Source organism: Candidatus Nitronauta litoralis, from assembly GCA_015698285.1.
GTDB classification, from domain to species: domain Bacteria; phylum Nitrospinota; class Nitrospinia; order Nitrospinales; family Nitrospinaceae; genus Nitronauta; species Nitronauta litoralis.
Genome location: CP048685.1, coordinates 2,809,229 through 2,822,244, shown reverse-complemented (window position 1 = coordinate 2,822,244; position 13,016 = coordinate 2,809,229). Strand labels below are relative to the sequence as shown.

General features: G+C 50.9%; 11 protein-coding genes. 5 read left to right on the top strand and 6 right to left on the bottom strand.

Features of this window, described 5'->3' with window-relative positions:
* Position 1 precedes the first annotated feature (1 nt).
* Positions 2-679, bottom strand: a complete 678-nt coding sequence (locus G3M70_12835) for a glycosyltransferase (GenBank protein QPJ62712.1) — start codon at positions 677-679, stop codon at positions 2-4.
* A 171-nt stretch (positions 680-850) separates the two neighbouring features.
* On the opposite strand from G3M70_12835, the gene G3M70_12830 reads away from it, so the two are divergent.
* The 5 genes from G3M70_12830 (at position 851) to G3M70_12810 (ending at position 5,101) form a co-directional block, all read left to right on the top strand.
* Positions 851-1,363, top strand: coding sequence for a phosphatase PAP2 family protein (locus G3M70_12830; GenBank protein ID QPJ62711.1), 513 nt, complete (start codon positions 851-853; stop codon positions 1,361-1,363).
* Entirely contained in the window at positions 1,330-2,433 is a 1,104-nt protein-coding gene (gene waaC, locus G3M70_12825) for a lipopolysaccharide heptosyltransferase I (protein ID QPJ62710.1), read from the top strand. Before G3M70_12830 ends, waaC begins: the two co-directional genes overlap by 34 nt.
* Positions 2,423-2,614, top strand: coding sequence for a Trm112 family protein (locus G3M70_12820; GenBank protein ID QPJ62709.1), 192 nt, complete (start codon positions 2,423-2,425; stop codon positions 2,612-2,614). Before waaC ends, G3M70_12820 begins: the two co-directional genes overlap by 11 nt.
* Before the next feature lie 62 nt (positions 2,615-2,676).
* The gene (locus G3M70_12815; protein ID QPJ63808.1) at positions 2,677-4,131 is read left to right on the top strand and encodes a glycine dehydrogenase subunit 2; all 1,455 of its coding nucleotides are present in this window, start codon (positions 2,677-2,679) and stop codon (positions 4,129-4,131) included.
* A gap of 151 nt (positions 4,132-4,282) precedes the next feature.
* On the top strand, positions 4,283-5,101 hold the full coding sequence (locus tag G3M70_12810; protein QPJ62708.1) for a DUF3800 domain-containing protein: 819 nt from the start codon (positions 4,283-4,285) through the stop codon (positions 5,099-5,101).
* Here G3M70_12810 and G3M70_12805 read toward each other — a convergent pair.
* The 5 genes from G3M70_12805 to G3M70_12785 all read right to left on the bottom strand — a co-directional run bounded on the left by G3M70_12805 (position 5,067) and on the right by G3M70_12785 (position 12,944).
* A complete protein-coding gene (locus G3M70_12805) occupies positions 5,067-6,593 on the bottom strand; it encodes an SLC13/DASS family transporter (protein ID QPJ63807.1) in 1,527 nt (508 codons plus the stop codon). The genes G3M70_12810 and G3M70_12805 overlap by 35 nt on opposite strands.
* A gap of 226 nt (positions 6,594-6,819) precedes the next feature.
* Positions 6,820-9,078, bottom strand: a complete 2,259-nt coding sequence (locus tag G3M70_12800) for a collagen-like protein (protein ID QPJ62707.1) — start codon at positions 9,076-9,078, stop codon at positions 6,820-6,822.
* A gap of 313 nt (positions 9,079-9,391) precedes the next feature.
* Entirely contained in the window at positions 9,392-10,294 is a 903-nt protein-coding gene (locus tag G3M70_12795) for a heterodisulfide reductase (GenBank protein QPJ62706.1), read from the bottom strand.
* Positions 10,291-11,235: a succinate dehydrogenase iron-sulfur subunit gene (gene sdhB, locus G3M70_12790; GenBank protein QPJ62705.1), complete on the bottom strand. Its 945-nt coding sequence runs from the start codon at positions 11,233-11,235 to the stop codon at positions 10,291-10,293. The genes G3M70_12795 and sdhB overlap by 4 nt, the downstream gene beginning before the upstream one ends.
* The gene (locus G3M70_12785) at positions 11,235-12,944 is read right to left on the bottom strand and encodes an FAD-binding protein (GenBank protein ID QPJ62704.1); all 1,710 of its coding nucleotides are present in this window, start codon (positions 12,942-12,944) and stop codon (positions 11,235-11,237) included. The genes sdhB and G3M70_12785 overlap by 1 nt, the downstream gene beginning before the upstream one ends.
* Positions 12,945-13,016: the final 72 nt, after the last annotated feature.

Below are 13,016 nucleotides of genomic sequence, written 5' to 3'. Positions count from 1 at the left end.
ATTACAGGTTAAGTTTTTCAATAACACTCTTGGTAGTTTTCCCGCCTTTAAGCCCAGCGTGTTCCATCAAACCAAGATGCGTTTCCAGAAAGAGCAAATCTTGCGGAGTGTCTACGTCATACCAGGGAGGCAAAAGAGTTAAAGAAGCTCCGCATTCTTTCACCTTTTCCAAGGTGGAAAACAAGACCCGATCAGTGCCCCAGTCTACCCCTTCAAATACATCTGTCACGTTACCGGACATGCCAATCAAATAATAGCCGCCGTCTGTACTGGGCCCCAGAACAAGGTCTGACCTGGATTCCAATGCCGTCCGAAGGTATTCGATGGGCAGGGTTGGACTGTCTGACCCTATGATGACCACGTTCTCGTAGCCTTCACTAAAACGTTTCGCAAAGGCTTGGTGCATCCGCTGCCCAAGATCAACGCCTTCCTGCTCGACAACATTAAATCCGCAGGATTTGAAACGGTCAAAATAATCCGCCCCCTGACTGGAATGAATGGAAACGAAGCAATCTACATTTTCGAGTTCCATTAACTGCAAGCGGGCATCTTCCAGAAAGGCTTCATAAATCCTGCAAACCGTATCAGCATCCCATTTAGATTGTAACCGGGTTTTCACCTCTCCGGGAACAGGATTACGCGCAAAAATGATTATGGCCTTTGGGTTGGTTCGACTCATCGGGAAAGACTGGAGTGGACAAAACTGTTTGACTCCCTAACAGCGTCGCCATAAAATTCAGTTTGCAAGTTCACTGTCTAAATCCGGAGGGAATTCATTATTCAAGGTTGGGAAGTTTCGATATTCTACTGGATAGACCATCATTTGCAAAGCCGAATGCTGGACGCTTTTATGATCTTTGTTACAGAAACAAGATCCTGGGTGATTCCGGCCGCAATGTCCGTAACCGGTCTGTTTGTTGTGAAGGGAAAAAAAGCCTGGCCTATTCTCATTGCCATTGGTCTGGCTGTTTGCCTGAACGATTTTATCTGTCACTCGCTTCTGAAAGAAATGTTCCAACGCATCCGGCCTTGTCAGGCAATTGAATTGCCTCACGCCATTTACAACTGTTCCACCAGTTTTTCCTTCCCTTCAAATCACGCCAGCAATAGCTTTACTCTGGCCACGTTGATTGCCTTGTTGAATCGCAACATCGCGCCGTTAACGTTTACTCTTGCGGGGATGGTCTCAATCTCCAGAGTTTACCTCGGAGTTCATTACCCGACGGACATTCTAGGAGGAGCGACCTGTGGTATAGTTATGGGATATTTTGGATTTCTTTTCTACCAGAAAATCTCACCCTTTTTCTGGCCTTCTCTCCAGTCAGGAACATGCACCCAACCTTTGAAAAAATCCTCATCGTAAAGTTGAGTTCGCTTGGAGATATTGCACACAGTCTTCCAGTCCTTTGCTCTCTCAGAAAAAACTACCCAAAGGCGCATATTGCCTGGGCTGTAGAATCCAAGTTCAGCGACTTTCTGGAAAACCATCCCGACCTCGATGAAATCATCGAAGTGCAGACCCAGAAATGGCGACGGCACTGGACCCCCTCAAGCTTTATGGAAGCCTGGGGATTGATAAAGTCCATCCGCGAAACAGAATTCGATCTGGTTATCGACTTGCAGGGCCTGATAAAAAGCTCGCTCATCACCGGCTTTTCCGGGGTGGCGAAACGTCTTGGTTTTCAAAAAAATGATTGCCGGGAACCACTGAGCGCCTGGGCCACTAATATCAAAGCCCCCGGGACTGGACACATCCCGCATATCATTGATAAAAATATGGCACTACTGGAACCTTTGGGAGTTTTTCGGGAAGAACCGCGCTTCAGAGTAACAACCTGCAAAGAAGCCAGCCTTTACATCGAACAGCAGTTGGCGCCCACATTAAAAGGCGAGACAACAAAGCCGGTTGCCCTGCATGCCGGGGTAGGCTACCCAACCAAAGCCTGGCCTCTTGAACGATTCGCCGCTCTTGCCGATCACATCCATCGTGAATTTGACGCCCCTATTCTTTTGACCTGGGGACCGCAGGACCGCGATCGGGCCGAAGGCATTGGAAAGTTAATGAAAGAACCTTTTGCCCTTGCTCCGGAAACTGCTTCATTGCAACATGCGCTGGCGTTGTATCAGAAACTGCGGTTGTTCATTTGTGGTGATACCGGCCCGCTCCATCTTTGCGTTGCATTGAATATCCCGACCGTTTCAATTTATGGCCCGACCGACCCGGCAAGAAATGGCCCGTATGGGCCTATCCATGAAGTTCTGGTCAAACCCCAGGAGTGCAGCTTCTGTTTCAAGCGGACCTGCCCCACAGAAATGGAATGCATGAAAGCCGTCGAGGTTGAAGACATGCTCACGGCGGTACGCCGGAGACTGCAGCTTGCGGCAGGCGCTTCAACATCAGGGCTCACAGAAGGAGACATTTATGGCACTTGATAACGAAATGATCGAAATCCTTCTCTGCCCTCAATGCAAGGGCGGGCTTATCGCGACTGAAAAAAAAGACGGCTTGATCTGTGAAGCGTGTCGCCTGGTCTACCCTATTGTGAAAGACGATATCCCCATCTTGCTGGTTCATGAAGCCGCACCTTACACCCCCTCATCTTCAAACGAATAAATTTAAATTGAAGGAATCACACTGTGTCTAAAGATCTCCATACACCTTCGGCCTCTCAAGGAATTGTCATTGAGGAGCCCTTACTTTTTGAAATCGGATCATCAGGGAGAAAAGGTTACTCTTTAAGTCAATTTCCCTCAGCAGAAAGCAATATAAGCCAATTACTGCCACCAGAAGAAATACGCGACGAGATTGAGGGCATGCCCGAGTTGTCTGAGCTGGATGTAGTCCGCCATTTCACCCGGTTGTCACAATGGAACTTCAGTGTCGATGGAAATTTTTATCCCTTGGGTTCCTGTACCATGAAGTACAACCCGAAGCTCAATGAAGACATGGCACGCCTGTCTGGTTTCTCCGATCACCATCCACATACGCCGGAAGCCTGTTCCCAGGGCAGCCTGAAGCTCATGTTTGAGTTGCAGGAGTATCTAAAAGAAATAAGTGGCATGGACCATGTCACGTTGCAACCTGCAGCAGGCGCTCAGGGCGAGATGACTGGCATTTTGTTGATCCATGCCTATCTGTCTTCAAAAGGGAATCCGCGAAAAAAAATTCTCATGCCGGACTCCGCCCATGGAACCAACCCGGCAAGTTCCGCTCTCTGCGGATATCACGTTGTGCAGATCCCGTCCAACGAACAAGGGTTAATCGATCCTTCACAAATTGACCGGTTGATGGACGAAGACACCGCAGCCATCATGCTGACCAACCCCAACACACTCGGAATGTTTGAAAAGGACATCATGCAAATAACTGAAATTGTCCATAGCCGAGGCGGACTTGTTTATTGTGATGGAGCCAACCTGAACGCATTGATGGGAGTTGCACGAATCGGGGATATGGACATTGATCTCCTCCATTTCAATTTGCACAAAACTTTTTCCACTCCACATGGGGGCGGTGGGCCGGGTGCAGGCCCGGTGGGCACAAAAAATATTTTCGAACCTTTTTTACCTACACCAGTCATTGAAAAATCCGAAGGACGATTCAAAATAAATCGAGATCGCCCGCAAAGCATCGGCAAAGTAAAGAATTTTTTCGGGAACTTCGGGATGCTCGTTCGAGCCTACACGTATATAAGATCACTTGGACCTGATGGAATTAGACGAATCAGTGAAATGGCCGTACTCAATGCGAACTACATCAAGGCCTCACTGAAAGAGCATTACCACCTTCCTTTTCCCGGGCCAAGTCTGCACGAAGTAGTATTCAATGATCGTGAACAACTAAAAAATGACGTAAAAACAACCGATATTGCAAAGACACTGATCGATTTTGGGTTCCACCCACCCACCATCTATTTTCCATTAATCGTCAAGGGCGCGCTGATGATCGAGCCCACCGAATCTGAATCCAAAGAAACACTGGATCATTTCATTGACGCCATGAAATCGATAGCAGGATTAGCCCGTTCCGAACCAGATGATTTCGCAAACCGACCTGTCATGTCCAAAATATCTCGGCCTGATGAAGCCACCGCTGCACGAAAACCAAAATTGCGTTGGACAAATTCTTGAAAATTTAGATTCTCGAGTTGATTATAAATAGCAAGGACCCTGCGATGGTGCTATACTTAACTCGGCTGGGTAAGGCTACGTTCTCCGTGGTCTATTGAGGCATTAGCCTCGCCCGGCTATTTTTTTTGTTCATTTCAAGAGGTATTTTCAAATGTATTTGCTCTATGTAGATCAGTCAGGAAACCCCCTCGATAATAATGATGATTATTTCGTACTCGGTGGTGTTGCCCTGTTCGAAAGAAAAGTTTACTGGGTTAACGAAGCGGTAGATGATTTAACGGAGAACCTGTTTGGCCCGGACTACAAAATAAGCTTGCGCGCCCAGGCGATCAACTCGCATAAATATGATCCCTGGCATTCAATGCCAACGGACCAAAGACTCGCAGTACTTGCCGACCTTTGTGAAATCACATCTCAACCGGATCTGGTTTTATTTGGTGTTGCCGTCGACAAAGATTTCGCGCCAGATCCTGTTGCCCGTGCTTTTGAAGAAATCTGCAACCGGTTCGACCTGTTCCTTAAAAGGCTGCACGCTCAGGAAAACACCCAGCGTGGTCTCATCATTTTTGAGCGTTCGAAATACGAACAAACACTCGCACCATTCATCACAGAGTACAGGAACCAGAACACACGTTTTGGTCAGGTTAAAAACTTTGCAGACGCTCCTGCTTTTGCAGACTCAAACGGCACACGCCTGCTCGATCTTGCTCATCTTGTTTCCTACGCCATTTACCGCCGGTACCAGCGTGCCAACACGATGTTGCTTGACCAGCTCATTTATAATTTTGACGAAGAAGGCGGCGTGATCCATGGCCTGGTACACCTGACCCGTGGAGCAGAAAACTGTTACTGTCCTTCCTGTCTGACCCGTGCGCGTCGTGCTCCAACGCAACCGCATCAGGAAACATTCCGACCGGGAGCAAGCGCGCCGCGTGCTAGAACAGGATCATCGGAACCAACAGAAGCGTGATGAAGGTAATGAGCACTGCGCCCACCAGATTGAGAATCACTCCAGCCTTCGCCATTTGAGGGATCGTCACCCAGCCACTGCTGAATACAATCGCGTTGGGGGGTGTGGCCACTGGCATCATAAAAGCACAGGAAACGGATAGCGTTGCCGGGACGAGTAGTATCAAAGGCTCGATCCCGGCAGCTTCAGCAGCAGAAGCAATCACTGGCAATATCATCGTTGCCGTTGCTGTATTGGATGTCATTTCCGTTAAAAACGTGAGCCCCAGGCAAAGCCCCAACACAACCATCCACAAGGGCCAGTGCTGCACACCGGCAAGATGATTGCCTATCCAGACATCAAGTCCCGTTGCACGAAAACCACCCGCTAAAGCAAAACCTCCCCCAAATAAAAGCAGTATCCCCCACGGCACCCCTTTGCAAAAAGTATCCCAGTCCAGTGCCACATTAAGTTTCTGATTTAAATCCCCGGAACTCTTTTCAGTGCGGTCAAAAAGTTTGAGCGGCACAATCATTAGAAGAAGCCCCATACCCACTGCCACCGTTGCATCGTGCGGAAAATCCGGCCAGGGCAATAATCCAGACCACCCGGGCAGCGAAAAGGACCCGAGGCTGATGGGCTTTCTGAAAATCCAGAGAAATGATGTCGTTGCAAACACGCCGGCAACAAATGACTCCGCCCGACTCATAGTCCCCAGGGAATTAACTTCCCTCTGAATAATTTGTTCAGCCTGATCTGAGGACTCCACCTGGTCGAGAGGAATAGGTGATACAAACCGGCAAAGTATCCACCAGACTAAAGGCAGAAACAAAACGACAAGAGGAAGCGCAACCAGCATCCAGGAGAGAAAAGAAATCTCCTCACGACCTGGAAATTGAAGTTTCCAGAACCCTGCAAAAATAATATTGGGAGGTGTTCCGATCAAGGTGCCGACTCCACCAATACTGGCCGAATAACCCAGCCCCAGCATCAAAACCAGCCCAAAACCGGAAATAACCATACCCTGTGCTTCTTCATCATTCTTGCCTTCAATGACCGCACACGAAGCGACTTGTCGAACGACAGCCATCGCCACAGGCAGTAATAATAAAGTTGTTGCTGTATTGGACACCCACATTGAAAGAAAAGCACAGGCCACCATGAACCCGAGAACCAGGCGTTTTAATTCTGTTCCTACAAACTGAATCACGTTTAAAGCAAAGCGTCGATGCAGACCCGCTCGCTGCATGGCGAGCCCGATCATGAATCCACCCAGGTAAAGAAAAATCAGGTGGTGCCCGTAGAACGGACCGACTTTACTGCTGGGAAGAATCCCAAGGAGGGGATACAAAACAAGAGGCAGTAAAGCAGTAACAGGAATAGGAACGGCTTCCCCAAGCCACCAGATGGCCATCAAGGCCGCCACCGCCATCATGTTGCGCGCTGGGGCTTCCAGCCCATCCGGCACCGGCATGACCAGTATCAGGAAAAACGCAACAACTCCTGTGAACAAAAAAAACAAGGAACGACGCGATTCTTTTTTTAAAGAACTGTTCATCGAAAAAGAGTCTAGCAGGCAGGTATGAGCAGGGCAAATAGAGGATCAGGTACCCTCTTCTTTTTATCAAACAAACTGTCCCGAAAAGTAAAAAGGCAGGCCCTGAAAATCCAGGACCTGCCTCGATACTTGCTGCTTAACCCGGATTATAAGTCAATCCGGCTGGCTTAATGAATCCCTCCTAAGGCTGAGGTGCCGGTGGAGGAAATTCATAAGCTATTGCTGCCAGATGCAACTCGAAATCTTCTACCGGAATAGAACCATCTGGAACTGCAACAGATGACGGGTGGAAGACCTCAACCTGATAGGCATACCGTTCATTGTTCACAGGCGCGCCTGCTGGAACCGCAATACTCAAAGTTCCGGTCGCATTGCTGGAAATTTCAGCCAGCGGTGTCGCAGGTGTTGCGCTTCCCAACTCAAACCGCCACAAACGGTAAACCATTACCTCACTGGTTTGAGTAGTGTTTGTTACATCCACTTTGAAGCTTTTGATCACAGCTCCATGCGGGATGTTGAACGGTCCAAGAATAGCTTCCACTCCTCCATCTTCACCACTAAAAGCGCTGGCCAGGCTCGTGATGAGCACTGCATCAAAATTAGCGGAAGTGAAATCAGTTGGAGGAATGTTGGTCCAGCGAATACCGTCAAGACCAGGACCAGGAGGACCTTCCGGACCTGCCGGGCCTGCAGGACCAACTGGACCTACCGGACCTACCGGACCTTCAGGACCAGGTTCACCTTCCTGACCCTCAGGACCCTGTGGACCTTGTGGACCTGCCGGACCAGTAGCACCATCAGCACCATCAGCACCATCAGCACCTGCTGGACCCTGTGGACCTGCTGGACCTATTGGACCTGCTGGACCAGCGTCACCTTGAGGACCTTGTGGACCTGCCGGACCGGTAGCGCCATCGGCACCATCAGCACCATCAGCACCTGCCGGACCCTGTGGACCTGCGGGACCTATTGGACCTGCGGGACCTATTGGACCTGCTGGACCAGCGTCACCTTGAGGACCTTGTGGACCTGCCGGACCGGTAGCGCCATCGGCACCATCAGCACCTGCTGGACCCTGTGGACCTGCGGGACCTATTGGACCTGCTGGACCAGCGTCACCCTGTGGACCTTGTGGACCTGCCGGACCGGTAGCACCATCGGCACCATCAGCACCTGCCGGACCCTGTGGACCTGCTGGACCTATTGGACCTGCTGGACCAGCGTCACCTTGAGGACCTTGTGGACCTGCCGGACCGGTAGCGCCATCGGCACCATCAGCACCTGCTGGACCCTGTGGACCTGCGGGACCTATTGGGCCTGCTGGACCCTGTGGACCTGCGGGACCTATTGGGCCTGCTGGACCAGTAGCGCCATCGGCACCATCAGCACCTGCCGGACCCTGTGGACCTGCTGGACCAGTGTCACCTTGCGGACCTTGGGGGCCTGCCGGACCAGTAGCGCCATCGGCACCATCAGCACCTGCCGGACCCTGTGGACCTTGTGGACCTGCCGGACCGGTAGCACCATCGGCACCATCAGCACCTGCCGGACCCTGTGGACCTTGTGGACCTGCCGGACCGGTAGCGCCATCGGCACCATCAGCACCTGCTGGACCCTGTGGACCTGCGGGACCTATTGGGCCTGCTGGACCAGTAGCGCCATCGGCACCATCAGCACCTGCCGGACCTTGTGGACCTGCTGGACCAGTGTCACCTTGCGGACCTTGTGGGCCTGCCGGACCGGTAGCGCCATCGGCACCATCAGCACCTGCCGGACCTTGTGGACCTGCTGGACCAGTGTCACCTTGCGGACCTTGTGGACCTGCCGGACCGGTAGCGCCATCGGCACCATCAGCACCTGCCGGACCCTGCGGACCTTGGGGACCTGCGGGACCGGTATCACCTTGCGGACCTTGGGGGCCTGCGGGACCAGTGTTACCCTGGGGACCTTGTGGACCTTCAGGACCTGGAGGGCCCGCTGGGCCCGCCGGGCCTGGAGGACCTGGAGGGCCTTGAGGGCCAGGGGGTCCTTGATGACACCCATGACCACCGCCATGGCCGCCACCGCCGCCACTGCCACCGCCACCGCCGTGACCATTTCCGTTACTTCCTTGCGGGGTACAACCACCGCCGCCTCCGCCACCGCCACCGCCTCCGCCGCCGTGACCATCGTCATCATCATCGCCGTGGCCTCCACCACCGCCATGTCCATCATCGTCGTCATCGCCGTGGCCTCCACCACCGCCATGCCCATCATCGTCGTCATCGCCGTGACTGCCGCCTCCCCAGCCACCACCCTGACCACCGCCTCCCCAGCCGCCACTACCGTGACCGCCGCCATTCCAACCACCTCCGCCCCAGCCTCCACCGGTGGCGAATGCGGGACCTGAGGTCGCCAGCAGCATCAACACAAATATTGTGGAAATTATTCTTTTAAACATGAGCCTCTCCTCAAAGGGTTTCCCTAAGTTTTGAACTTGGGGATTATAGGAAGGGTGAAAAGGACTTGTCGAGTTTTTTTTATGTTAACCCCTTGAAAACAGGGCCAATTTCCAATGAAAAACATTGAAAACACACAGATTAAAAAAAATTAATATTAGAGGTAAATGTGATCTTTTATAGTGGAAATTGTGAGGGGATTTTTCCAAAAACACAAGGCAGACAGCCAAAGCCGCATTAAGAATATATAAGCCCTTTTAGGCTATTGATGCCTTTAAGCGTTTAAATCTGTTTTTCTTCGGAAATTCTTAAAAACTAATGGTGAGAGGATCGAGCGGGGGCGGGACCGAGAATTTTTTCCAGAACCGAGGGATTAACAATATGAGAGTCCATTCCCAATTCACGTGGAGAATAACCTAAAGCAAGCCCGACAAGTTGGGGTAAATGCAGAATTGGAATATTGGCGTCTCGTTTGCGTAATGCTTCTGCCTCCGGCTGGTAGGAATCCAGATTGAGATGACAAAGCGGGCAACCGGTCACCACCACATCGGCGCCGGAATCAACTGCATCTGCCAACGCGTTTCCCGCCATATCAAGCGATGCCTTTTTGTTCATCATAATAATTGGGAACCCGCAACACTTGGTGCGACTTTCATAGTCAACGGGAGTGGCTCCACAGATTTCAAATATCTCTTCCAGTTCACTGGGGTCATCCGGTTCATCAAAAGGGGAAAGTTCCGAGGGACGCAAAATATAGCAACCATAAAATGCGGCTGTTTTGAGGCCGGTTAGGGGTCGCACTACTTTTTCTTTCAACCGTTTTTTAGCTTCATCGGTCAACAGCACATTTGCAAAATGCTGGATCTGGATGCGGCCACCCTCAAACTGATGCCCACCATCCTGAAGAACATGATTGACCTTATCTTTATATTCTTCGTTACATTCAATTTTTTGCTCTGACTTTTTAAGATTGCCCTGACAGGTTGAGCAAATAGTGATGAGATCGAGGTTCTGCTCTTCTGCAATAGCAAAGCTACGGGCGTTGATGGCATCGGTCAATAGAGGGTTTTTTTCCTGAACAACACCGGCACCACAACAGGCCGCGCTTTTCATTTCGACAAACTCAATACCGAGTCCTTCTGCCACCTTGATAGTGGACATCATGAGTTCTCGGGTAGCACCTTTTGCGACACAACCTGTAAACAAAGCAAACTTCATTCTCCCAACTCCCGGAATATTCGTCGGACGTCTTCTACATCGTCGATATTTTTATGAATGATTGGAGGGATTTTACCCTTCAGAAGCATACGCAAACCAACCGGCACCAGCTCCATGAGCCCTTTAATATTAAAGTACCCCATTGATTCCACCGGCAGGGTGTTTTCATTGAGCCTGCCGCTATGCTTAATGGATTTAACAAAAGACAAGGCGTGGCGTGCTCCGGTGTTGTTGGTGACCCCTTCTTCAAGCGCCACTCCCATCATTTCCTTAATGCGGTCCATCGGTCTCGCCGGTTTGGGACAGCGTTCGACACATTCCGCACAGTGGGTACAATCCCAGATACCACCCGGCTCGCTAAGCTCTTTTATACGTTCATTTGTCTTCTGGTCACGGGAATCCTGCACAAACCGCTGTGCCTTGGCCAACGCCGCCGGTCCCAGGAAATTTTTATCCACCTCCAGCGTATTACAATCCGAGTAGCAACACCCACACATGATGCAGGTCGACGCATCGTCGATAAGTTTGAACTCCGCCGGGCTTTGTCTGCGTTCCTTTTCAGGCCGGTCCCCCTCTTCTTCAAGATAAGGTTTAACCTGGTTGACCTTGTCCCAGAACGGTTCCATATCCACCACCAGATCCTTGACCACAGGCATGTTGCCCATCGGTTCAATGGTGATGGTATCGCTTCCTTCTTTCAAAAGATGTTCAGCCTGGCGCTGACAAGCAAGCAACGCATGTCCGTTGGCTTTCATTCCACAGGAACCACAGATAGCACTGCGGCAGGACATGCGGTAACTGAGGGTACCGTCTTTGGTCCACTTGATATCATTCAGACAGTCCAGAAGTGTTGCACCATCCGGGATATCGTAGTCGATTTCCTCCCAGTAGGGATCAGCCTGTTTATCCGGGTTGAACCGTTTGATGCGAAAGGTCGTCATCAATAGGTCCTCTCTTTCGGTGGGTATTTTGTAATAACAACCGGTTTCTTCTCCAGCTTCAACTCATCGCCATCTTTTCCAATCATTGAATGGTGCAAAAACTTTTCATCGTTTCGTTTTGGAAAATCAGTGCGGAAATGGCCTCCCCGGCTCTCCTCACGATTGAGTGCACCGAAGGTAATAATTTCCGCCATCTTGAGCATATTGCCCAATTCGATAATTTCAAAAAGCTCCGTATTAAAAATTTTGCCCTTGTCAGTCACCTTGCCGTTTTTAAATCTCATCTGCAGGCTTTTGAGCTTCTCAAGACATTCTTTCAATCTGTCTGCATCACGGAACACCCCGCATTGTTCCATCATGGTGTCCTTCATTTCATTCCGGATGTCATTATAGCTTTCAGTCCCGGATCGTTGAAAGATCTCTTCAATCTGCTTAAGCACTCCGGCTTTTTCCCGCCCTTCATTGATCTGACCAAACCCGACGGAACGGGCGTGTTCAGCGGCTGACTTCCCTGTACGCTCTCCAAACACAGTAGCATCCAGAAGGGAATTGGTTCCGAGGCGATTGGCGCCATGGACCGAGACACAGGCACATTCGCCTGCCGCAAAGAACCCTCGAAGCGGTGTTTTGTTTTTATCCAATACCACCTGCCCGAACATATTAGTTGGAATTCCACCCATTGAATAATGAGCCGAGGGTTGAATGGGCAAAGGATCCTTGATGCAATCCACCCCAATGAAATCGATTCCCAATTGACGGATCTGAGGCAGCCGCTCCATGATTCGGGCCTCACCGAGATGCCGCAGGTCGAGAGCGATACACCCTTCACCATTCCAACCGCGGCCGGCATCGATTTCACTTTGTTCCGCTCGGGCAACGATATCGCGAGGCGCAAGTTCCATCCGTGCCGGAGCGTAAGCTTCCATGAAGCGCTCTTCCTTGCCATTCAGGAGATAACCCCCTTCACCCCGAGCCGCCTCGGAGAATAAAATTCCCTGACGATACAACCCTGAGGGATGAAACTGGACAAATTCGGGATCCTCTAACGGGACACCGGCATTAAAAGCTGCGATTGCTCCATCGGCTGTACTGGCATAAGCATTGGTGGTTATTTTAAACACCCGTCCGTATCCGCCAGTGGCAAAGATCACAGATTTGGCCTGGATAATTTCAACTTCCCCTGTCTTTACGTTGCTGACAACAACCCCGTGGCACTGGTCTTCCTGCACCACCAGAGAATGGAGGTACCATTCATTGTAGATCTTGACTTCCTTACCGCGCTTCATGAGCTGTTCATGCAAGGCGTGCAGGATGGCATGCCCTGTGCGGTCAGCGGAGAAACAGGCCCGTGGTTTGGAATGTCCGCCAAAAGAGCGTTGGGCTATTCGGCCATCGGCCATTCTCGAAAATACGCAGCCGAAATGTTCGAGTTCGTAAATAATCCGGGGGGCCGCCTTAACGTATTCTTCAACTGCGTCCTGGTCATTCAGGTAATCGCCACCCTTGATCGTATCGAACATATGCTCTTCCCAGGAGTCCTCTTCCGAGTTACCCAGTGAAGCCGCAATTCCACCCTGGGCAGCACCAGAATGGGAACGCGAGGGATAGACTTTGGTGAGAAGCCCGACACTCAGGCCATCACAACACTCGATAGCCGCCCTCATCCCAGCAAGACCGGCTCCAACTATTAAAACATCGTGCTTAATCACAGAATTTTAAACCTTTCCCGAAAGACGCATCACCTTAATCGACCTTTTCCATTCACCAACCTTGCGAGTTTG

Coding starts and splice junctions, on each gene's coding strand:
- G3M70_12835 (QPJ62712.1), bottom strand. CDS start 679: ATGAGTCGAACCAACCCAAAGGCCATAATCATTTTTGCGCGTAATCCT.
- G3M70_12830 (QPJ62711.1), top strand. CDS start 851: ATGATCTTTGTTACAGAAACAAGATCCTGGGTGATTCCGGCCGCAATG.
- waaC (QPJ62710.1), top strand. CDS start 1,330: ATGCACCCAACCTTTGAAAAAATCCTCATCGTAAAGTTGAGTTCGCTT.
- G3M70_12820 (QPJ62709.1), top strand. CDS start 2,423: ATGGCACTTGATAACGAAATGATCGAAATCCTTCTCTGCCCTCAATGC.
- G3M70_12810 (QPJ62708.1), top strand. CDS start 4,283: ATGTATTTGCTCTATGTAGATCAGTCAGGAAACCCCCTCGATAATAAT.
- G3M70_12800 (QPJ62707.1), bottom strand. CDS start 9,078: ATGTTTAAAAGAATAATTTCCACAATATTTGTGTTGATGCTGCTGGCG.
- G3M70_12795 (QPJ62706.1), bottom strand. CDS start 10,294: ATGAAGTTTGCTTTGTTTACAGGTTGTGTCGCAAAAGGTGCTACCCGA.
- sdhB (QPJ62705.1), bottom strand. CDS start 11,235: ATGACGACCTTTCGCATCAAACGGTTCAACCCGGATAAACAGGCTGAT.